This is a genomic window from Lentzea sp., assembly GCF_036380075.1.
Taxonomy (GTDB): domain Bacteria; phylum Actinomycetota; class Actinomycetes; order Mycobacteriales; family Pseudonocardiaceae; genus Lentzea.
The window spans coordinates 8,795-31,137 of the sequence record NZ_DASVFL010000084.1; the positions used below are offsets into that span (position 1 = coordinate 8,795).

The following is a 22,343-nucleotide window of genomic DNA, read 5'->3' on the forward strand; positions in this document are numbered from 1 at the left end:
GCGGGAAGCCTGTCAGAGGTCCGACAGCAGCCAGCCCACGTCCCGCAGCAGCGCGTGCCGCCACCCCACCCGGTCGTGCCCGGCGGGAGACCGGTTCACCCGCACCGAAGCCCCCGCGGCCGAAGCCAGCTGCTCCACGGCCTCGCAGTGCCGGTGCATCCGCGGCTCGTGCTCGCCGACGTCGAACGCCACCCGCAGCCCGGACAGGTCCGCGAGGCCGCTCAGCCGGGCCGCGATGTCGCCGCCGGCCGGGCCGTCGAGCGAGATCCCGGCGTCCGGCAGGTCGCGCGCGTACCAGAACGACCCCGACTGGCACGCCACGCGCGACACCAGCGCCGGGAAGTCCAGCGCCGCCTGGAAAGCGCTCAGGCCGCCGAGGCTTTGCCCCGCCACGACGAGTCGCGCGGGGTCCACGGTCACGCCGTTCTCGGCCAGCAGCGGCAGCAGTTCGTCCTGGATCGCCTGCCACAGCGCGGGAGTGCTGTACTCGGCGTAGCGATCACGTGGTGTGGGAAGGAAAACGAGGGTGGCGGCCGGCATGTCGCCTGCCTTCACGGCGGACTCGAACGCGGCCGCGAACGGGTGCACGTACATCCAGTCGTCGCCGTCGAGCAGCAGCACGACCGGCTCACCGCCCTGGTGCACACGAACGGTCTTGCGTCCCAACGCCCCGCTCCACCGGACGCGCAGCGACGGCACGTCGACCACGTCGTCCGGACCGGCGACCGGCCAGTGCGGCTGCGGGTCGAGGTCCGGTGTGCTGAGCAGCGAACGGTTCGGGCCCGCCGCGGAGGGGTTGCGCGGGTCGGCGTGCTCTTCGCCGTCGGCGTCGACGAAGTGGTACGTGATGCGCAGGCGGTCGGGCAGCTCGACGTCGGCGGACCAGAGGTCGCCCCCCTCGTGCGTCAGCTCGACCGGGTCCAGCACGCTCTCGAACCGGAGCGTCGCCGGGCCGCCGCGCCAGTCGAACCTCGTCATCGGGCCACCGCCAGCTGGTAGGAGGAGTCGCGGCCGAGCAGGTCGCGGTGCGTGCCCTCGGAGGTCACGGTGCCGCCGTCGAGCACGATCACTCGGTCGGCCACGTCGAGCAGCGGCGGGCTGCTGGTGATCACGACCGTCGTGCGGCCGCGGCGCAGCCGCGCGATGTTGCGGGCGATGAGCTGTTCGGTCACCGCGTCGACGGCGGTGGTCGGGTCGTGCAGCACCAGGATCTCCGGGTCCGCGGCCAGGGCGCGGGCGAGCGACAACCGCTGGCGCTGGCCGCCGGAGAGGTTCGCGCCGCGGTCGCGGACGGCGTGGTCGAGGCCGTCGGAGTGCAGCGCCACCACGTCGGTGAGCATCGCGGCCGACACCGCCTCGTCGACCAGGGCGCTGGTGCCGGAGGGATCGACGTTGTCCCGCAACGTTCCCGCGAACACCTCGTGGTGCGACGGGTTCACCAGCAGGCAGGTCCGCACGCTCTCGATCGTCAGCGCCGCGACCTCGCGCTCGCCGACCCGGACGACGCCCGAGTACGAGGCCGGTGGCGTCTCGACGGACAGCAGCGACACCAGTTCGGCCGCCGCCTGCGGCTGGTAGGCCGCGATCGCCACGAACTCACCGGGTTCGACCGAGAAGCTCAGGTCCCGCAACGTCCCGCTGGAGACCGACGAGACCTCCAGGCCGCTCTCCGGGCCCGGCACCTCGACACCGGGCGTCATGCGCGCGGGCGCGGCCAGGACCAGGGCCATCCGGTCGGCCGACGCGCGCGCGATCATCACGTACTTCGGCATCTCGGAGAACAGCTTCAGCGGCTCGATCAGGAACTGCGCCAGGCCGACCACCATCACCAGCTGGCCGATGGTGATGGAGCCCTGGAACGTCAGGTAGCCCGCCCACAGCGTCACCGCCGCCGCCAGCGACGAGTTCAGCGCCAGCGCCAGTCCCGCGTAGACACCGTTGGCCCGCGCCACCACGATCGACTGCTTCTTCGCCTCCGTGCTCACCCGGCGGTAGGCCTGGAACGCCGCGTAGCTGCCGCCGAACCCGTGCAACGGCCGCAGTCCCGCGATCAGGTCCGACACCTTGGCGCCGGCGCGGGCGACCTTCTCCTGCTGCACCTGTGTGTTCGCGCCGATCCGGCGCGACATGACGCTCAGCACGCTCAGGATCGCCGCCGTGCCCGCGAACACGAGCACGCCCAGCGGCACGCTGATCACCGCCAGCACGACGCCCGTGATGACCACCGACACCAGCGAGCTGATCAGCAGCGGCACCACCTCGATGATGTCCGCGGTCTGGTCGGCGTCCTCGGTGGCGACGGTGAGCACCTCGCCGGACTTCAGGTCGACCTCGCGCCCCACCGGCTGCAGGCCGCGGTCCGCGACCGCGACGCGCCACCGGTGCGCCTCCGTCGTGTTCGCCTTCTGCAGGATCCGCATGCCGAAGCGCCACGAGTACGAGACGGTCGCCATGACGAGTCCCAGCGCCAGCAGCGCGAGACCGAGCGAGCTCAGCTCACCGCCGCGCAGCGCGTACTCGACGATCACGCCGAGCAGGATCGGCACGGCGGTCTCGGCCGCCTGGTAGCACCCCATCAGCAGGGTCCCGGAGGTCATGGCTCCGCGGTTGCGGCGCAGGGCGACCCGGAGGATCTCCTTGCCGGTGCGGACTTCAGTGTTCGTCAACGTGGCGCGCAATCGCTTCGGGGGTGGAGAGGGACAGCAGGTCGCGGATCGTGACCGCGGGACCGAACTCGCGGCGCAGCAGGCCGACCAGCCGGACCGCGAGCATCGAGTGCCCGCCCAGGTCCGTGAAGCCGCTCGTCATGCCCACCTCGTCCTCGTCGAGGTCGAGCGCCTCGGCGAACAGTTCCCGGACGACGACCTCGGTCTCGGTCAGTTCCCCGACCTCCTGCCGCACCAGCGTGCCGAGCGGGCGGGCCTCGGGCAAGGCCGACGTGTCCGCCTTGCCGTTGACGGTCAGCGGGATCGCGTCCACCGCGGCGAAGTGCGTGGGCCGCAGGTAGTCCGGCAGGCCCGCCCCGACCTCGGCCGCGATCGACGGGATGTCCGCCCCGTCGGCCAGCACGAGGTAGGCGGCGAGCCGGTACGCGCCGTCGACCTGCGGGTCGGCCTGCGCGACGGCGGCGACGAACCGCACGGCCTCGTGGGCGGCGAACCGCGCCTCGACCTCGCCCAGCTCGACGCGGTGACCGCGGATCTTGACCTGCTTGTCGGTGCGGCCCAGGTAGAGCAGGTTGCCGTCGGGACGCCGGATCACCAGGTCGCCCGTCCGGTACATGCGCTCACCCGGCACCCACGGGCACGCCACGAACCGTTCCGCGGACTGACCCGGTTGCCCGAGGTAGCCGCGTGCGATGCCCACGCCCGACACGTACAGCTCGCCGGGAACGCCGTCCGGCACGTGCCGGAGCCACGGGTCGAGCACGTACACGTCGGTGTTGTCGATCGCCACGCCCACCACCGGGTCGACGCAGTCGAACGTGCCGACGCCGAGCGTGTTGATCGTGTACTCCGTCGGCCCGTAGAGGTTGTAGCCGACCACTCCGGGGGTGTCGGCGAGCAGCTGCCACAACGTCGGCGTCACGGCCTCACCGCCGAGCAGCACGAGCGCGGGCTTGTGCGTCCCTCCGAGCAGCCCCTCGGCCACCAGCTGCTGCGCGTAGGTCGGCGTCACGTTGATGACGTCGACCTCGTGCTCCAGGCAGTACTCGACGAGCCCGGTGGCGTCGCGGCGCAGCTCCTCGTCGCAGATGTGCACCTCGTGGCCGTCGGCGAGCCAGAGCAGCTCCTCCCACGACATGTCGAACGCGAACGACACGGTGTGCGCGATCCGGAACGTCCGGTGCCCGTGCTCGGCCAGCACCGGCTCGAAGATCCGCCGCTGGTGGTTGAGGAGCATGTTGGTGAGGCCGGCGTACTCCGTGACGACGCCCTTGGGCTTGCCCGTCGAGCCGGACGTGTAGATCGTGTAGGCCGCGTGCCGGAGCCGGTCCGGGTTGTCCCGCTCGAAGGTGACCACGGGTTCGGCGTCCGGCCACGGCTCGTCGAGCGTGAACACCGGACCCCGGATCCTGGATGCCACCGCACTGGTCGTGATGATGAGCGACGGCCGGGCGTCGTCGATGATCGCGGCGATCCGCTCGTCCGGGTGGTCCAGCTCCAGCGGCACGTAGGCCGCGCCGCAGCGCAGGACGCCGAACAGCGCGACGACCCAGTCCGGCGAGCGCGGCACGGCGATGGCGACCGACGTCTCGACGCCGATCCCCTTGTCCGCCAACACGCCCGCGAGGTGGCGGCTGCGGTCGCGCAGCTCCGCGAACGTCATCGTCTCGCCGTGCGCGACGAGAGCGACCCGGTCCGGGTTGCGGTCCGCCGCGACGTCGAACAGGTCCACGACCGTCTCGGTGCCGAAGTCGTCGGCGGGGTTCAGTTCCGGCTCGGGCCCGGTGCCGCGGAGGGCGCCGATCGGTCCGTCGGTCCGCGCGAGGTCGCCGAGGATCCGCACGTACTCGTCGAAGAGTCGTCGTGCCAGCGCGGGATCGGTGACCTCCGGCCGGTACTCGAGCTTGACGGTGAGCTGCCGGCCCGGCGTCACGACCCACGTGAACGGGTAGTGCGTCGAGTCCTCCGACTCGTGGGCCACGATGCCGTTCTGCGCGTTGAGCTCGTCGAACGTGTCGTCGCCCAGGAAGTTCTGGAGCACGAACAGGCTGTCGAACAGCTGGTCGTGCCCGCTCGCGCGCTGGATCTCGCCGAGGCCGAGGTGTTCGTGCTCCATCGCCGCGACCCGCGAGGCCTGCACGGAGGCGAGGAACTCGGCGGCGGTGTCGCCCGGCCGCGCGGACACCCGCATCGGCACGGTGTTGAGCAGCACGCCGACGACGTCCTCGGTGCCTTCCTCCTCACGACCGGAGACCGTGACGCCGAAGACCGCGTCACCGCGCCCGGTCTCGCTGCCCAGCAGCAGCCCGAGCGCGCCGGTGACGACCGAGTTGAGCGTCACGCCGTTCCTCGCGGCGGCTTCCTTGACGCGTGCGGAGTCCTCGTCGGTGAGGGTCCGCACGATCTTCGCCGGCAGGGTGTCCGAAGTGGACCCGTCGCCGAGCAGCGTCGGGCCGGGCAGATCGGTGAGGTACTCGGCCCAGAACCGTTCCGCCGCCTGGACGTCCTTGGCCGCGAGCGCCCGGCAGTAGCTCTCGAAACCGGGCGAGGCGGGGGAGGAGTCGACGGGGTCGCCCGCGAGGAACGCCCGGTAGGCCCCGAACAGGTCGCGCAGCACGATCTCGCGCGACCAGCCGTCCCACAGCAGCAGGTGGTAGCTGAACAGCAACGCGTCCCGGCCGTCCGGGAGCGCGAGCACGGTCAGCCGCACCAGCGGCGGGCTCTGCAGGTCGAACCCGGTGGCGCGGTCCTCGGTCCGGATGGCCTCGACCGCGTCCTGGTCCGGCACCTCGACCCTGCGGACCTCGACCTCGCCGCCGGGCGTCAGCACCTGGACCGGCGTGCCGTCCTCGTCCTCGAACCCGGCCCCGACGACCGGGTGCCGGGCGATGACGTGCCGCACGGCGTTCGCGAGCGCGCCGGTGTCGAGGCGCCGGTCGAACGCGAAGTAGCTCTGCGCCACGTAGTGCCCGGAGCCGCTGAGCTCGGCCTGGAAGTACAGACCGCGCTGCAACGGCGAGACGGGCGCGGTGCGGCGCGCGGTGGTGGAGGCGTCCGCGATCCGTTCCAGTGCCAGCAACCAGCGTGCCGCGATCTCGTCGGACACGTCCTCCGTCAGCGCGAACGTGGCCTTGAGGCTGCCGGTGACGGTGTCGGCCCAGCAGTTGACCTCGACCGCGTACGGGCTGGGCCGGTGGCCGGCGTCGACGTGCAGCGCCTTCTCCTCGCTGCCCCGGCCCAGGTAGTTGAACAGCACCTGCGGACGCGGCAGGGCGGCCAGGACCGGCGCGGTCTGCGGGTTGAGGTAGCGGAGCTTGCCGAAGCCGACGTGGGTCTCCTCGTCCGGCTGGCGCTCGGTGAGCTCCTTCGCGGCCGCGACCGGGTCGGTGTGCGGGCTGAGCCGCACCGGCGCGATGGACGTGAACCAGCCGACCGTGCGGGTGTAGTCGTGGTGGTCGCGGACCGGGACGCGGCCGTGGCGTTCCAGCTCGATCGTGAGATCGGTGGGGGTGGCCTGGATTTCGGTGAGGGCGGTGCGCAGGGCACCGGCCAGCAGTTCGGTGAGACCGAGGTCCAGCGCGGTGGGCGCGGTGTGGACGACGCGATGGGTGATGTCGGCGGAGAGGGTGACGGTCACCTCGCGCTGGTTCCGGACCCGCGGGGTGAGCGGTGGGGCGTCCAGGGCCTCGACCCAGCGGGGCAAGCCCCGGGTCGACTGCGCGTCGAGGGTGAGGGCGCTCGCGTAGGTGCCGAACGGGGTGGTCGCCGGCGCGAGGTCCTCGCCGCGGGCGGCCGCCGCGATGTCGTCGAGGAGGATCAGCCAGGAGACGGCGTCGACCGCGAGGTGGTGGACGACCACGACGAGGGTGCGGCTGCTGTCGAGCCAGGTGAAGGCCGCCAGGACGCCGGCTTCGGGGTCCAGGCGGTCGGCGGCCTCGTCGGCGGCTGCCTGCGGGTCGGCGGTGGTGGTTCGGACGACGACACCGGTCTGGGCCCGCGGGTCGCCGGAACTGTCAGACCCGCTTGAGACGATAGGAGTGGGGACCCGATCCCCCCAGGGGGCCTGCCAGTCGGGATCGATTCCGAACGACCACACGCCGTGCTCGACCGTCAGCCGCATCCGCAGCGCCGCGTGCGCCTCCAGCACGGCCCTGGCGGCGCGTTCCGCCGCTTCCGGGCTCGCGCACTCCACCTGCCGCGCCTGGGCGAAGCGCCGCAGCTCCCCGCCCAGCTCCCGCTGCCGCAGCACGATCGGCGTCGGCACCACCGGCCCGTCGGCGACCTCCGCCACGACGGGTGCCTCCGGCGCCGCCACGGCGAACTTCGACGCCAGCGACCGGGGCGTCTTGTGCAGGAACAGGTCGCGCGGCGCGATCCGCAGCCCCAGCCCGCGGGCCCGGTTCACCACCGAGATCGCGATGATGCTGTCACCGCCGGCCGCGAAGAAGTCCGTGTCGGCGTCCACAGCGGACCCCGGCAACACCTCCGCGAAGAGCCCGACCAGCGAGTCCAACGCAGACGAGCCCAACGCAGGCGAAACCGACACAGACGGGTCACCCGACCCGACTGCAGCCTCCTCGACGCGCGCCCGGTCCTCCAGCGCCCGCCGGTCCAGCTTGCCGTTCACCGTCAGCGGCAGCGCGTCCAGGGACAAGATGCGCTGCGGCACCATGTGCACCGGCAGCTTCGCGCCGAGCAAAGCGGACACGTCCGAGGCAGGCGTGCCCACCACGTGCGCGACGAGGTGGTCGCGGGAGTCCGCGACCGTCACGGCCACGTCGACCACGCCCGGGATCGCGCGGACCGCCGACTCCACCTCGCCCAGCTCGATGCGGAAACCCTTGAGCTGCACCTGGTCGTCGGCGCGGCCGACGAACTCCAGCGAGCCGTCCAGCGCGCGCCGTGCCAGGTCGCCCGAGTTGTACATGCGCGAGCCGTCGCCCGCGAACGGGTCCGCCACGAACCGGCACGCGGTCAGCGCGGAACGGTCGTGGTAGCCCAGGGCCAGTTGCGGGCCGGACACGTAGATCGCGCCCACCTCGCCCACGCCGACCGGGCGCAGCGACGGGTCGAGCAGGTACGTGCGCAGGCCGGGAATCGGGCCGCCGATCGGGCTCACGTCGTGACCCGACGCGAAGTCGGCGGAGTCCAGGACGCGGTGCGTCACGTGGACCGTGGTCTCGGTGATGCCGTACATGTTCACGAGCTCGGGCCGGTCGGTGCCGTAGCGCTCCACCCAGCCGCGCAGCCGCGGCAGCTCCAGCGCCTCGCCGCCGAAGATCACGCGCCGCAAGGCGGGCAGCGGCTCGCCCAGCCGGTCGGCCTCGATGAACTGGTAGAACGCCGACGGGGTCTGGTTCAGCACCGTCACGCCGCGGGCGCGGACCAGCTCGTGGAAGTCGACGGGCGACCGGGTCAGGCCGTGGTCCGGGACCACCAGTTCGCCGCCGTGAGCCAAAGCACCCCACAGCTCCCACACCGCGAAGTCGAACGAGTACGAGTGGAACTGCGTCCACACGTCGTCCGGGCCGAAGTCCATGTCCGGCTGGGTGTTCGCGAGCAGCGCCACCACGGCGGCGTGCGGCACGACGACGCCCTTGGGCTTGCCGGTCGACCCGGACGTGTAGATCACGTACGCCGGGGTGCGCCAGTCGAACTCCGGCAGCACACCCTCACCGGGCACGTCCTCGCCGTACACCAGCACCCGCGCGGGAACACCGGCACCAGCCAGCAAACGCTCGAACCGCGCGCGGTGCTCCGCCTCGACGAGCACGACCTCCGGGGCCGAGTCGGCGAGCACGTACTCCAAGCGCTCGTCCGGGTAGGCGAGGTCGAGCGGCACGTACGCGCCCCCGGCCGACACGATCGCGACCAGCGCGACGACCTGCTCCACCGACCGGGGAACCGCGACCGCGACCCGCTTGTGCGGCCCCACCCCGGCGTTCACCAGCGAACGGGCCAGCCGCGTCTTGGCGTCGGCCAGCATCCCGTACGACAGGCCTTCTGAGCTGCCGTCGAGGTGGCACATCGTTACGGCCCGCGCCGACGGGTCGCGCCGGGCGGCCGCGTCGAACAGACGGGCCAGCGTCACCGGCGTGATCTCCGCCGCGGCCCGCCCGCCGGACAGCTCCGGCACGGGCACGTTCTCCAGGCGCAGCACCGAGTCCAGCGCGTTGGTGAACGCCGTCAGAACCGCACGGGCGCCCGCTTCGCGCACGACCGTGGTGTCGTAGATGAGGTTGAACCGCAACGCGCCGTCGCCGCCCCGCTCGACCACCAGCGTCAGCGGGTAGTGCGGCGCGCCCTCGTTGACGACCTCGGCGATCGTGAACGGGCCCTGCAACGCCGTCACGTCCGTGGCGACGTCGAACACGACGAGCGTGTCGAACGCCGACCCGTGCGGAGCCTGCCGCCCGATGCGCGTCAGCGAGACGTGCTGGTGCGGCAACACGGCCGTCTGGTGCTCACGCACCGAGTCGAGCAGCTCGCGCGACGACGTGGACCACTTCACGCGCACGGGAATCGTGTTGATGAACAGGCCGACCATCTCGGCGATGCCCGGCACGTCCGCGTCGCGCCCGGACACCGTCGACCCGAACACGACGTCCTGCCTGCCCAGCAGAGCGCCCAGCGTCACACCCCACGCGCTGTGCACGGCGACGCTCAACGGCACCCCGGCCGCGCGCGTCCGGTCGTCGAGGTCGGCCGCCGCGTCGACCACCGCGTCGGCGAACAGCTCCGACGGCGTGTGCCCCTCCGCCACGAACGACGGACCGGGCAGCCCGGCCAGCTCGTCCGCCCACACGCGGTCGCTCTCCGAGGCGTCGGCCTGGACCAGCCAGCGCACGTAGTCCGCGTACGAGCCGCGCACGTGCACGGAACCCGGCTTGTCGTACTCGGCCAGCAAAGCACGCAGCATCGGCGGCACCGACCAGCCGTCCGCGATGATGTGGTGCACGGTCTGCACCAGCACGTACCGCTGCGGCGCCGTGCGGATCAGCGTGAACCGCATCAACGGGCCGCGCGCGAGGTCGAACCCGGCCACGCGGTCCCGTTCGGCGAGGTCGGCGACCTCCTCGCCGGTCATGCCCTGACCGTCCACAGTGGAGAACTCGGGGCGCACGCCCGACTCCAGCACCGAGACGACCCGTCCGTCGGCCAGCGACACGAACCGCGCCGCCAGGTTCGGGAAGAGCTCCAGCACGCGGGCGGCCGCGGCCTCGAGCCTGCGCGCGTCGACGGACCCGGTCAGCGTCAGCAGCTGCTGCTCGACGTACCGGTGCGCCGACTCGTCGTCGAACACCGAGTGGAAGTACAGGCCCTCCTGCAACGGCGTGAGCGGCAGGACGTCCCGCAACGACGGGGAGTCCAGCGAGTCGACGTCGGACTGGGTGAGCGGCAGCAGGTCGAAGTCGCTGGGGGAGTGGCCGCCCTCCGACGACGCCGCCAACGCCGCCAGGGCCTCCAGCGCCTCGGCGAAGTACGCGCCGATCTTGGCGGTGTCGTCGTCGGTGAACACGCCCGACGGCCACGAGATGACCGTGACGAGCTCCAGTTCGCCGTCTGCGCCGGGTTCGGCGGAGGCGTTGAACTCCAGCGCCCGCGGCAGGCGCATCGCCGGGTCGCGCTTCTCGCCGAGCTGGCCCGCGTTCTCCGCGAGCTGCCAGTCACCCGTCGCGCCGCCGCCGAACCGGCCGAGGTAGTTGAACAGCACCTGCGGCCGTGAAGCGTCGAACTCGTGGCGCCCCAGGTACTTCAGCGCGCCGTACGAGACGCCGTTGCTCGGCACGCGCGCGAGGTCTTCCTTCACCCGCTTCAACGCCGACGGCAGGTCGTCGACGTCGCCGGGGTCGACGGTGACCGGGAACAGCGTCGTGAACCAACCGACCGTGCGGGACAGGTCGGGGTCGAGCGGCACGAACCGGCCCTCGCGGCCGTGGCCCTCCAGCTCGACGTGCGCGAACGTCTGGTCCTGCCCGTTGTCCCGCCGCCACTTCGCCAGCGCGACCGCGAGACCGGTCAGCAACACGTCGTTGACCTTCGCGTGGAACAACGCGGGCACGTCGCCCAGCAACGCCGCCGTGGCCGCTGACCCGACCGTCACCGTCCGGACCTGTTCGCCCGCGACGACATCGGACTCACGCAACGCACGCCGGCCGAGCAGCTGGTCCTCGCCGGGCAGTGGGCGCCGGTAGTAGGAGAGATCGGCCGTGAAGTCCGCCTGCTCCAGCAGCTGGGTCCAGCGCCGGAACGACGTGCCGACCGGCCGCAGCTCGATCGGAGCTCCGGACGAGACCTGGTGCCACGCCCGGGCGAGGTCGTCGAACAGGATGCGCCACGACACACCGTCGATCACGACGTGGTGGATCACGATGACGAGCTGCCGGGCCTCGGACCGCCACACGGCACGCAGCACCACGCCGGCCTCGGGGTCCAGCCCGGCGGTCGCGAAGGCGACGCACTCGTCGACCGGCGCGGTGCTCTCCTCCCACAACGCCCGGCCGTCGGCGGGGATGTCGAACGACCAGCGCTCGCCGCGAACCAGCCTGGCGCGCAGCATGTCGTGCCGCTCGACGACGGCGTCCAGGATCCGGGTCAGGGCGTCGGCGGTCAGGGCGGCGGGGGTGTTGAGCACGACCGACTGCACGAAACCGTCGACCGCGTCCGTGGTCTCGCCGAGCCACTGCACGATCGGCAGACCCGCCACCGGACCGGTCGGCAGGTCGTCGTGGTCCACGGCCGTCGCGCTGTCACGGGTCGCGACGGCCGCCAATGCCCGCGGGGTGCGGTTGACGAAGATCTGCGTGGCCGTGACGAACACGCCCTCGGCGCGCAACGCCGACAGCAGCGAGATCGCCAGGATGCTGTCGCCGCCCAGCTCGAAGAAGTCCTGGTCGGCGCCGACCTGCTCCAGGCCCAGCACCGACGCCACCGCGGCGCAGACCACGGCCTCGTCGTCGTTCCCGGCCGCCGTCACCGGACCGGTGCCGGCGACGGGTTCCGGCAGCGCGCGGCGGTCGAGCTTCCCGTTGGGCGTCAACGGGAACTCGCTCATCACCACGACGTGCGCGGGAACCATGTACTCGACGAGGTTCTCGGTCGCCCACTGCTTCACGGCGTCCGCGGTCAGGTCGTCGTCGGACGGCACGACGTACCCGACGAGGTAGTTGCCGCCGGCGGAGTTCTTGCGGACCACGACACAGGTGTGGCGCACCCGCGGGTGCTCGGCGAGGGCGACCTCGACGTCCTCCAGCTCCAGCCGCATGCCGCGGATCTTGACCTGGTTGTCGACGCGGCCGAGGAAGTCGAGCGACCCGTCCGGCGCGAACCGCGCCAGGTCACCGGTCCGGTACAGGCGCGAGCCGTCGGAGGCGAACGGGTTCGCGACGAACCGCGACGCCGTCAGCCCCGGCGCGTTGACGTACCCGCGGCCGAGCAGGAACCCGCCGATGTACAGCTCGCCGCCGACACCGACGGGACACGGCCGCAGCCGGTCGTCGAGCACGTACAGGTCGGTGTTCGGGTTGGCCTTGCCGATCGACGTCGACAGCCGCTCGGCCTCGCCGCGGTAGATCACGTGCGAGACGCCGATCGTGGCCTCGGCGGGGCCGTAGCCGTGGTACATCGGGATGTCGAGGCGCGTGCGGAACCGGTCGTACAGCTCGGGCGTGAGCACCTCGCCGCCGCACCACACGTGCCGCAGGCTGCCCAGCTCGCCCTCGCCCGCGATGTTGAGCAGCACGTCCAGCATCGACGACACCAGGTACACGAACGTGACGCGGTGGCGGTCGATGGTGTGCAGCAGGTGGTGCGGGTCGCGCTCGCCGCCGGACCGCACGACCACGGTCCGGCCGCCGCACACCAGCGGCAGGAAGATCTCGTTGATCGAGATGTCGAACGACAGCGGCGCCTTGAACAGCGACGCGTCCGAGTGTCCGAAGTGGAGGATCTGGTCCACCTGCCACAGCAGGCGTTCGCTGATCGCCTCGTGCCGGATCATCGCGCCCTTGGGGCGGCCGGTCGAGCCGGACGTGAACATCACGTACGCGAGCTGGGCACCGGCGATCGTCACGTCGGTGGGCTCGGCGGAGTGCTCGCCGAACGCCCAGTCGGACAGGTCCACGGCGACCGCTTCCGGTTCGCCCTCGTGGCCGCTGCCCAGCACCGACACGACCCGCGCGTCGGTGATCACGGACTCGCGGCGCGACGCCGGCCACTGCGGGTCGAGCGGCACGAACGCGCCCCCGGCCTGCAGCACGGCGAGCAGGCCGACGACCATCTCCGCCGAGCGGTCGAGCGAGATGCCGACGACCTGCTCGGTGGTCAGGCCGCGGCCGAGCAGGTGGCGGGCCAGCTGGTTGGAGAAGGCCAGCACCTCGCCGTAGGTGAAGGCGCGGTCGCCGTCGTTGACCGCGACGGCGCCGGGACGCTGCCGGGCCTGCTCGCGGAACAGCTCGACGATGCTCGGGCGGTCGCGCGGGAACTCGTTGTCGTTCCACCGCGCCAGGTCCGCGAGCCGCTCCTCGGCCGTCCGGGAGGTCAGCGTGCCCAGGGTGCGGTTGGGGAACTCGGCCAGGTCGTCCAGCACCCGTTGCGCCTCAACGGTGTCGGTGCCCTCGGGCAGCGGGATCGCCCAGCCGTCCGGGGTTTCGGTGACGTCCCAGTGCTGGCCCTTGTCGGCCCAGACGAGCAGGTCGCCGAACGACGTGTCCGGGCCGAGGTCCAGTCCGTCGACCTCGAGCGCGGGGTCCGCCCAGCGGGTCAGCGCGACGGCGCTCGCGACCGCGGTGGTCCGCTGCGGGTACTCGCCGGCACGGCGCCGGACGGAGTCGATGCGGGCGGTCGACAGCAGCACCTGATCCATAAAGGTGAGCCTAACCTAACTGCTTGCGGAACCGAATCGCCAAGCAGCCCAAAGTGCCGCGTAACGCCCGTCACGCGCGACGAGCTCCTCGTGCGTGCCCTGTTCCAGCACGCGACCGGCGTCCAGCACGGCGATCCGGTCCGCGGCGATGGCCTGGGTCAGTCGGTGCGCGACCAGGAGCGTCGTGCGGCCCCGGCAGGCCGCGAGCGCGGCCCGTTCCAGCGCGGCGGCACCCTGGCTGCCCGCCTCGGCCGTCGACTCGTCGAGCACGACGACGGGGGAACGGCCGAGCACCAGGCGTGCCAACGCGATCTGGGCGACCTTGGTCACGTCGAGGCGCTCGCCGCCCTCGCCGACGTCGGTCTGCAGGCCCTGGGGCAGCGCCTGGACCCACGAGTCGGCGCCGACGGTCCGCAGCGCGTCCATCAGTTCGTCGTCGGTGGCGTCCGGGGCCGCGAGCCGCAGGTCCTCGGCCAGCGGACCGGCGAAGACGTGGGCCTCCTGGGTGAGGATGCTGACCAGCGCGCGGGCCCCGGCCTCGTCGACGTCGGCGAGGTTCGTCGGTCCGATGTGGACGGACCCGGTCAGCGGGGTGCCGGTGCCGGCGACCAGTGCCGCCAGCGTCGTCTTGCCCGCGCCGGTCGCGCCGACCAGTGCGAGGGACGTGCCGGCGGAGATCTCCAGGTCGACGTCCCGCAGCACGTCGTGCTCGGACTCGGGGTAGCGGAAGGAAAGCCCGCGCACCGACACGGGGAGCGGTCGTGCGTCCGCGTCGACGGCGACCGCGCTGCGCACGAGCTCGTCGCCGTCGGACTCGGTCGTGACGCCGACCAGCCGCGTCAGCCCGGCGCCGGACTTCTGCGCCTCGTCGAAGAACGCCATGATCAGGCCGAGCGGCACGAACAGCTTGTGGAACAGCAGCGCCGCCACGGAGACCTGGCCGAGCGACGACTGCCCGTTGGTCACCAGCAGGTAGCCGACGATGATGATCAGGCCGAGACCGATGAACTCGGCGCGGTTCTCCCGGCCGATGAACCGGCCGAAGAAGCGGAAGACGTCGATGCCGATGTTGCGCACTCGCCACGACTCTGCGGTCACCTTGTCGCGGAAGGCGTTCTCGAGGCGGTAGGCGCGGACCGTGGCGATGCCGTCGAGTCCGCTGATCAACGCCTGCGCGCGGTCGGCCTGCGCCTCGGACCGCGCGCGGTAGAGCGGCTGCGACCGCGGCAGGTACCAGCGCAACGCCAGCCAGTACGCGGGAAGCGCGCAGGCGCCGGCGAGACCGAGCCGCCAGTCGAGCCCGAACATGCCCGCGGTCGCGATCACGACGAGCACCACGGCCGAGAAGATCGTCGGGATGGCCGTGCGGAAACCCTTGGAGATCACGGCGACGTCGTCACCGACACGGGACAGCACGTCGCCGCGGCCGACCTGCTCGATCCGCGCGCTCGGCATCCCGAGCACCGCGCGGACCGCGCCTTCCCGCAGCTGTGCCAGCATCTCCGCGCCGACCCGGCCGACCAGGTAGGTCGACACCGCGGTCATGACCGCGCCCAGGAGCGCGGCCACGACCGTGGCGGTGCCGATCGTCCACAGCACGGACGGGTCCCGACCCCCGACGATCTCGTCCACCACGGTGCCCAGCAGGAACACCGGGACGATCTGCAGCACCGCCCCGGCCACCGTCGCCACGACCGTGGCGATCGGCAGTCCGGGAGCGGAACGGCAGTGGCCGAGCACCCAGCGAAGGGCTTCCCGTCCGGTCGCGGTGCGCAGGATCGGTGCGGACGCGGCGGAGACGCTCGTGGTCACGAGGGAGAAGCCTTTCGCAGGGGTTGTTCGTGCTAGGCAGCCGACTTGGCGGCCTTCACCAGTTCGTCGACCGCGTACGGCATGGACGCGAGCGTCGCCTGCGAGATCGCGGCGCCGATGGCGGGGCCCTCGCTGTCGAGCAGCCAGTGGACCTTGCCGGCCTTCACCGCGGGCAGGTTGGTGAACAGCTCGAAGCCCTTCAACGACTTCTGGTCCGCCTCGTCCGCGATCACGAAGACGCGGTCGACGTTCATCACGTCGATGCGCTCGGGCGACAGCGTCACGAAGAACTTGCCGGCCGCCAGCTCGTCGACCTTGGTGTTGCCCTTGAAGCCGATGCCGGTGATGACCTGGCCACGCACGTCGGTGGTGCTGAACGGCGCGACGGAGTCCTTGTACCAGGACGTGACGACCGCGGTCTCGTTCGCCCAGGCCGGGTTCGCCGTCTTGGCGGCGGCCATCTTGTCGTCGACTTCCTTGATCATCTTGGCGCCCTCGGCCTCCTTGCCGAGCGCCTTCGCGATCTGCAGGGCGTTGTCCTGCCACTTCGCGGAGAACGGCTCGGTCTCGGCCTTGGTGCGGCCGACCACCGGGGCGATCTTGCTGAGCTTGTCGTACCAGGACTGGTCGGCCTCGGAGTAGACCGCGACGATCAGGTCGGGGCGCAGCTGCGCGATCTTCTCGTAGTTCGGCTCGGTGTCGCCGTTCTTCATGACGACCTCGGGCTTGGCCGAACCCCACTTGTCCTTCACCCACGCCCACTGGGTGTTGATGTCGGGCGACTTGCCCTCGGGGTTCGGGTACTGGTCGACCATGCCGACCGGCACGGTGCCCAGCGCGAGCATCGTCTGGTCGTCGGTGTAGCCGAGGGAGACGACGCGCTTGGGCGCTTCCTTGATCTCGGTCGTGCCGAAGAAGTGCTCGACCTTCGCCGGGAACGTGCCACCGGAGGCACCGCCCGAGTCGGGAGTCGTGGCAGGCGTGGAGGAACCGCACCCGGCGAGGACGCTGGCACCGACCACCGCGGCTGCTGCCACGGCGGTCAGTCGCTTCCAGGTCATGGTCGTTCTCTGGCCCATTCGGCACCTCGTTCTTCGCTGCCCACGCGGCGGGGGAAATTAGGACAGCCGAACCTTATCACCCACTTAGGGCAGGCTAACCTAGTTCTTGGTCACTCTTCGATACCACGTGCGTCCGCCCGATCGGCACGATCAACGGCCGCTCGCTGACCGGGTCGTCGATCACCTTGGCCTGCAAGCCGAACGTGTCCCGCAGCAGCTCGCCGGTGATCACCCGGCTCGGGTGCCCCTGCGCCACGATCGAGCCGTCCTTCATCACGATCAGGTTGTCGCTGTAGCGCACCGCGAGGTTGAGGTCGTGCAGCACCATCACGATCGTGCAGCCGCCCTCGTGCAGGTCGTCGACGAGGTCGATCACGTCGATGGCGTGCGCGAGGTCCAGGTACGTCGTCGGCTCGTCGAGCAGCAACAGGTCCGTGCCCTGCGCGAGCGTCATGGAGATCCACACCCGCTGCCGCTGCCCTCCCGACAGCGAGTCGACGGGCCGGTGCGCGAGGTCGGCGACCCCGGTCATCTCCAGTGCCCGTGCGACCACGTCGGCGTCGTCGCTGGACCACTGCCGCACCCAGCTCTGGTGCGGGTGCCGGCCCCGCGCGACCAGGTCGGCGACCGTGAGGCCCTCCGGCGCGATCGGCGTCTGCGGGAGCAGCCCCATCCGCTTCGCGACGTCCTTGGTCTTCAGGCGCGCGATGTCGTCGCCGTCCAGCAGCACCGTGCCCCGGCGCGGCTTGAGCAGTCTCGCCAGGGTGCGCAGCAGCGTCGACTTGCCGCAGCCGTTGGGGCCGATGACGGTGGTGATCACGCCCGTCGGGATGGCGACGTCGAGGTTGTCGAGGACGACGCGGTCGGCGTACCCGACCGTGACGCCTTCGGCGCCCAGGCGGGCGGCATCGGTGCGCAACGCGGTCATAGGTCAACCTTACTTTGGTGAGGCTGACCTCAGGCGGCGCGTTTCACGTTCGCCCGGACCAGCAGGTACACGAGGAACGGCCCGCCGATGACCGCGGTCACGATCCCGACCGGCAGGTCGTTGGGCAGCACCACCCGCGCGACCAGGTCCGACCCGATCAGCAGCAACGCCCCGAACAGCCCGGAGGCGACCAGCGGCGGCACCGGCGACCGCAGCAGCCGCATGGCGATCTGCGGCCCGACCAGCGCCACGAACGGCACCGGCCCGGCGGCGCTGACCGCGACACCGGCGAGCAGGACCGCGCACAGCAGCAGCACCGCCCGCACGGCCCCGTAACGGACGCCGAGCCCGGCGGCCACGTCGTCGCCGAAGTGCATGGGCCGCAGCTGGAAGGCGACGAACAGCACGACCAGGACCAGGGCGGTCATCAGCCACAGCGACGTCCACACCTCGGTCCACGACCGCGCGTTCAGCGAGCCGACCAGCCACGCCTGGGCGCGGGCCACGTCGCGGATGTCCGCCAGGGCGAGCAGCCACGTCGTGAGCGCCTGCATGGCCGCGTTCACCGAGACGCCGACCAGGATCAGCCGGAAGCCGTCGATGCCCTTCTTCCACGCCAGGAAGTAGACGAGCAGCCCGGTCAGCAGACCGCCCAGCAGTGCCGCGGCCGGCAGGCCCAGGGAGCCGCCGAGGGCCGCGCCGCCGCCGGCCGTCACGACGAACACCGCCGTGGCGCTGGCGCCGGAGGTGATGCCGAGGACGTCCGGGCTCGCCAACGGGTTGCGGGCCACCGACTGCGTCAGGGCGCCGGAGATCCCCAGGGCGACGCCGGCGATCAGGCCGACCAGGGCGCGCGGCAGGCGCAGGTCGAAGATCACGAACTCGTCGACGCGCTCGCCCTGCCCGACCAGCGTCCTGAACACCGCACCGAGCTCGATGGTGAAGTCGCCGACCGAGATCGACACGCAGAAGACGAGGAAGGTCGCCGCGGCGAGCAGCAGGGTGACCAGCGCGATCCACGGGCGCCAGACCCAGGACCAGCGGCCGACGCGGACACCGGGGTGCATCCGGGTGCTCATGCCTGCCTGAACTTCCCGAGCCACACCAGCGCCGCGACGAACGGGGCGCCGACGAGGGAGATGACGATGCCGGCCTGCAGTTCGGCGGGACGCACCGCGAGCCGTCCCACCATGTCGCCGAAGAGCAGCACCACGGCGCCGAGCACCCCGGCGAACGGCACCAGGAACCGGTAGTCCGGGCCCGTCAGCCACCGCGCGACGTGCGCGACCATCAGGCCCAGGAACGCGATCGGGCCGCACGCCGCCGTCGCCGCGCCCGCGAGCAGCGTCACGGCCAGCACGCCGACCGTCCTGCCCAGCGCGATGTTCACGCCGAGGCCGCGCGCGACGTCGTCGCCGAGGTTCAGCAGGTTGATCGCGGGCAGGTTCAGCGCCGCCAGGAACAGGCCGATCGCGACGAACACCGACGCGACGATGATCACGTCCCAGCCGACGCCCTGCACCGAGCCCGCGTTGAAGAACCGCAGCACGTCCAGCGCCTGCTTGTCGGACAGCGCGACCGCGCCGGTCATGGCCGTCAGGAAGATCGTGACGCCCTGCCCGGCCAGCACGAGCGTCAACGGGTTGCCCGCGCCGCGGCCGAGGCTCGACAGGCCGAACACGACCACGCCGGACGCCGCCGCGCCGAGGAACGCGAACCACATGTACTGCAACGGGTTCTGCAGACCGAACAGGTGGACGGCGAGCACCACGGCGAACGACGCGCCGGCGTTCACGCCGAGCAGGCCGGTGTCCGCGATGGGGTTGCGGGTGTGGCCCTGGATCACCGCGCCCGCGACGCCGAGCGCGAGGCCCGCCACGACCGCGAGCACCGTCCGCGGCACCCGCAGCGTCTGCACGATCAGCGTGATCTCGACGAGCCGCTGGTCGGTGCCGGGATCGCCGAACAGCCCCTGCCACACCTCGGCGGGGGAGAGCGCCCGCGCACCGATCACCAGCGACAGCACCGCGCCGGCGGCGAGCAGGACGACCAGGCACGCCAGCCCGGTCAGCCGCCGCCGGCGCGGACTCGCCGCTGCGGGGTCCGGCCCGCGTTGCTCCACCACGATGCTCACGACCGGGTACGTTAGCCGCCGATCGTCCGGTCTGGTCAGGGCACCCTTACCTAACCCGTGCCTCGACGGCCCGCACGGTCTTCTCCAGCGCGCCGCCCAGCACCTTCTTGCCGAGCAGGCCCAGGGACAGCCCGAGCAGCTTCCCCTTGAGGTTCTTGCCCTCGCGCACGACCTCGGCACGCACGAGCGTGGTGCCGTCGGCCTGCCTCGTGAACGTGTAGGTGTGGCCGGACCGCCCGCCCCACACGTTGGAGTCGACGGTCCGCAGGACGACGTGGCCCGGGTCGGACCAGTCGTAGTGCAGACGCTCCCAGATGCCGCCCGACCCCTCGGTGACGTCGGCGAACGCGTCGCCCTTCTCGTGCACCCGCAGGGCGTCGTCGGCGCTGTTGGGGAAGAGCTCCGCGCGGCCGGGGCCGAAGTCGGTCAGTCCCGCGACGAACTGCTCGGGCGTCGCGGTGGTCTGCTGGGTCAGGGTGATGGTGGGCATGTCCTCGGCTCCTCGAAGTCCTGTGTGCCGGACCAGAGTCGCCGGTCGGGGCGCCCGTTCGCGCCAGGGAGACACCCTGGTCGACTCCCTAGCGCTCCTTCCTCGCCGCCACGAGCGACACGACGGCCAGGCCCGTGTTCACGGCGGAGATGATCGTCGTGAGCTTCGCGGCCTTGGCGGGCAGTTCGCCGCGCTTGCCCGCGTAGAGAGCGGCGGCCGTGTCCGTGGCGTGGATGAGCACGGCCTGGCCCAGCACGCGGCGGGCGTTCGGCGCGTCCGGCCGCAGCGTCAGCAGGTCGACGCCGAGGACGAGCGTGCGGACGCCGAACATGCGCGCGGGGTAGACGAACCGCTTGTCGTCCCGCAGGTCGTCGCCCAGGCTGCTCGCCATCCTGTGCGCGGCGAACAGGCCCAGTGCGCCGTTGAAGATCCGGACGCACGCCAGTGCGGTCCGCGTGACATCGCCGAGCTTCATCTCGCCACCCCTTGTTGATCTCCGGAGAAGCGGAGTCTAGGAGAGCTTGTTCCGCAGCCAGTCCTCGATGTCCTCCCGCGCCGCGCGGGCCATCGCCGTGTCGCGGTTGGTGAAGCCGTGCCCCGACTCCGGGTAGACCTTCAGTTCGACCTCGCCCACCGCGGCCAGCCGTGCCGCCATCGCCAGGTTGTCCTCCAGCAGGACGTCGAGCGCGCCGACGACCAGCAGCGACGGCGGCAGGGCGCGCAGGTCGCCGAAGACGGGGGAGATGTCCGGGACCGTGCGGTCGGGCACGTGGCCCGCGTACGCCTGGAGGAAGTACTCGCCGGCGATCAGCCTGCCCGCGGGCGTCCGGCCGCTCAGGTCGTAGGTGCCGAACTGGAGTGCGGCGCCGGTGAAGCTCCGCGCCCGCTCGCCCAGCCGGAGCAGGGTGGTGACGGCCAGGGTGGCGCCCGCGGAGAAGCCGCCGATGGCCAGCCTGGTCGTGCCGAAGCGCTCCTCGGCGTGGTCGAGCAGCCACAGGGCCGCGGTCTCGGCGTCGTCGGGCGCGGCCGGCCAGGGGTGTTCCGGGGCGAGGCGGTAGTCGACGCCGACGACCGCCACGCCGAGCGCGTCCGCCAGCCGCTGGTCGCGGTCGGCGTCCTGCGGCGTCAGGCCGAGGTAGAAGCCGCCGCCGTGGAAGTCGAGGTAGACGCCTCGCGGGGTTCCCTCGGGCAGATGGATGCGCACGGGCACCTGCCTGCCGGCGGCCCCGACCAGCGTGGAGTCCAGCGGCGGTGTGCGCAGGGCGAGCACCTCGTCGTGGCTGCCCGGACCCCGCCGGACGCCGCGGCGGGCGTTCAGCGCGCGCATCTCCTCGACGTGCGGGGCGAGCTTCGGGTCGATGAAGCTGTGCAGGTTCACTGTCCTCCTTTACTAGGTCACGGATAATCCCAGCGACCTGTGCGGCGGACTTCGAGGGGCGCGAGAACCATGGCCAGCGACAACACGGCACGGCTAGCGGTGCTGATCGACGCCGACAACGCGCGTTCGTCGATCACCGAGGGACTGCTGGCCGAGGTCGCCAAGTACGGCACCGCCCACGTCAAGCGGGCCTACGGCGACTGGACCGGCACGAGCCTCAAGGGCTGGAAGGACCACCTGCTCGCGCAGTCGATCCAGCCGATCCAGCAGTTCGCGTACACGACCGGCAAGAACGCCACCGACGCGGCGATGGTCATCGACGCGATGGACCTGCTCTACTCGGGACGCTTCGACGGCTTCTGCATCGTCTCCAGCGACAGCGACTTCACCCGGCTCGCCGCCCGCCTGCGGGAGTCCGGCCTGACCGTCTACGGCTTCGGCGAACGCAAGACGCCGCAGCCGTTCGTCGCCGCCTGCGACAAGTTCATCTACATCGAGAACCTGCTCGCGCCCCCGGTCGAGGCCGCTCCGAAGCCGAGGACCTCCACGGCCGCCGAGCTGCTCAAGGCCGACAAGGCCCTGGTCAAGCAGCTGCGCAACGCCGTCGAGGCGGCCTCGGACGACGACGGCTGGGCCGCGCTCGCGTCCGTTGGCAGCATCATCACCAAGCAGCGCCCGGACTTCGACTCGCGCACCTACGGCTACTCCAAGCTCAGCGACCTGATCACCGCGACGACCCTGTTCGAGTTCGACCGCCGCAGCCCCGGCGACGGAAAGTCGGCGATCATTTACACCCGCGACAAGCGCCGCCGGCCGGTCGCCTAGCGGGGTGCTCAGCTCAGCTGGAGGAGCACGTCGAGCAGTTCCTCCGGCGTCTCCACCTGCGGCAGGTGCCCGCTGCGGGGCAGCGGCGTGAACGTGGCGCCGGGGATCGCCGCGGCGAACGCGCGGCCGTACTCGACGTCGACGATGCGGTCGCTCTCGCCCCAGACCACGTGGACGGGGACCCG

General features: G+C 71.8%; 12 protein-coding genes. 1 reads left to right on the top strand and 11 read right to left on the bottom strand.

All coding sequences use genetic code 11. The features are described 5' to 3' along the window. Window positions 1–12 precede the first annotated feature (12 nt). The 11 genes from VF330_RS10920 to VF330_RS10970 form a co-directional block, all read right to left on the bottom strand. Entirely contained in the window at window positions 13–978 is a 966-nt protein-coding gene (locus VF330_RS10920; protein WP_330851418.1) for an alpha/beta hydrolase-fold protein, read from the bottom strand. Then, window positions 975–2,666 carry an ABC transporter ATP-binding protein gene (locus VF330_RS10925; protein ID WP_330851419.1) on the bottom strand — a complete coding sequence of 564 codons (1,692 nt, stop codon included), beginning with the start codon at window positions 2,664–2,666 and terminating at the stop codon, window positions 975–977. Before VF330_RS10925 ends, VF330_RS10920 begins: the two co-directional genes overlap by 4 nt. Further along, window positions 2,653–13,530 (bottom strand): amino acid adenylation domain-containing protein, encoded by a 10,878-nt coding sequence (locus VF330_RS10930; RefSeq protein ID WP_330851420.1) that lies wholly within the window; start codon window positions 13,528–13,530, stop codon window positions 2,653–2,655. Before VF330_RS10930 ends, VF330_RS10925 begins: the two co-directional genes overlap by 14 nt. Window positions 13,531–13,545: 15 nt before the next feature. Continuing rightward, the gene (locus VF330_RS10935; protein ID WP_330851421.1) at window positions 13,546–15,342 is read right to left on the bottom strand and encodes an ABC transporter ATP-binding protein; all 1,797 of its coding nucleotides are present in this window, start codon (window positions 15,340–15,342) and stop codon (window positions 13,546–13,548) included. A gap of 32 nt (window positions 15,343–15,374) precedes the next feature. Next, window positions 15,375–16,403 (bottom strand): iron-siderophore ABC transporter substrate-binding protein, encoded by a 1,029-nt coding sequence (locus VF330_RS10940; RefSeq protein ID WP_330851422.1) that lies wholly within the window; start codon window positions 16,401–16,403, stop codon window positions 15,375–15,377. A 94-nt stretch (window positions 16,404–16,497) separates the two neighbouring features. Then, a complete protein-coding gene (locus VF330_RS10945; RefSeq protein ID WP_330851423.1) occupies window positions 16,498–17,331 on the bottom strand; it encodes an ABC transporter ATP-binding protein in 834 nt (277 codons plus the stop codon). Window positions 17,332–17,360: 29 nt separating this feature from the next. Continuing rightward, a complete protein-coding gene (locus VF330_RS10950) occupies window positions 17,361–18,410 on the bottom strand; it encodes an iron ABC transporter permease (RefSeq protein WP_330851424.1) in 1,050 nt (349 codons plus the stop codon). Beyond that, the gene (locus VF330_RS10955; RefSeq protein ID WP_330851425.1) at window positions 18,407–19,465 is read right to left on the bottom strand and encodes an iron ABC transporter permease; all 1,059 of its coding nucleotides are present in this window, start codon (window positions 19,463–19,465) and stop codon (window positions 18,407–18,409) included. Before VF330_RS10955 ends, VF330_RS10950 begins: the two co-directional genes overlap by 4 nt. Window positions 19,466–19,511: 46 nt before the next feature. Further along, the gene (locus tag VF330_RS10960; RefSeq protein ID WP_330851426.1) at window positions 19,512–19,955 is read right to left on the bottom strand and encodes a hypothetical protein; all 444 of its coding nucleotides are present in this window, start codon (window positions 19,953–19,955) and stop codon (window positions 19,512–19,514) included. 88 nt (window positions 19,956–20,043) lie between these two features. Then, window positions 20,044–20,430 (bottom strand): hypothetical protein, encoded by a 387-nt coding sequence (locus tag VF330_RS10965; RefSeq protein ID WP_330851427.1) that lies wholly within the window; start codon window positions 20,428–20,430, stop codon window positions 20,044–20,046. Window positions 20,431–20,466: 36 nt separating this feature from the next. Then, window positions 20,467–21,333, bottom strand: coding sequence for an alpha/beta hydrolase (locus tag VF330_RS10970; protein ID WP_330851428.1), 867 nt, complete (start codon window positions 21,331–21,333; stop codon window positions 20,467–20,469). 69 nt (window positions 21,334–21,402) lie between these two features. On the opposite strand from VF330_RS10970, the gene VF330_RS10975 reads away from it, so the two are divergent. Beyond that, entirely contained in the window at window positions 21,403–22,158 is a 756-nt protein-coding gene (locus VF330_RS10975) for an NYN domain-containing protein (RefSeq protein ID WP_330851429.1), read from the top strand. The last annotated feature ends 185 nt before the right edge of the window (window positions 22,159–22,343 follow it).

Bases quoted from the DNA above. Each gene is read 5' to 3' on its own strand.
- VF330_RS10920 (WP_330851418.1), bottom strand. From the start codon at position 978: ATGACGAGGTTCGACTGGCGCGGCGGCCCGGCGACGCTCCGGTTCGAG.
- VF330_RS10930 (WP_330851420.1), bottom strand. From the start codon at position 13,530: ATGGATCAGGTGCTGCTGTCGACCGCCCGCATCGACTCCGTCCGGCGC.
- VF330_RS10940 (WP_330851422.1), bottom strand. From the start codon at position 16,403: ATGACCTGGAAGCGACTGACCGCCGTGGCAGCAGCCGCGGTGGTCGGT.
- VF330_RS10945 (WP_330851423.1), bottom strand. From the start codon at position 17,331: ATGACCGCGTTGCGCACCGATGCCGCCCGCCTGGGCGCCGAAGGCGTC.
- VF330_RS10950 (WP_330851424.1), bottom strand. From the start codon at position 18,410: ATGAGCACCCGGATGCACCCCGGTGTCCGCGTCGGCCGCTGGTCCTGG.
- VF330_RS10960 (WP_330851426.1), bottom strand. From the start codon at position 19,955: ATGCCCACCATCACCCTGACCCAGCAGACCACCGCGACGCCCGAGCAG.
- VF330_RS10965 (WP_330851427.1), bottom strand. From the start codon at position 20,430: ATGAAGCTCGGCGATGTCACGCGGACCGCACTGGCGTGCGTCCGGATC.
- VF330_RS10975 (WP_330851429.1), top strand. From the start codon at position 21,403: ATGGCCAGCGACAACACGGCACGGCTAGCGGTGCTGATCGACGCCGAC.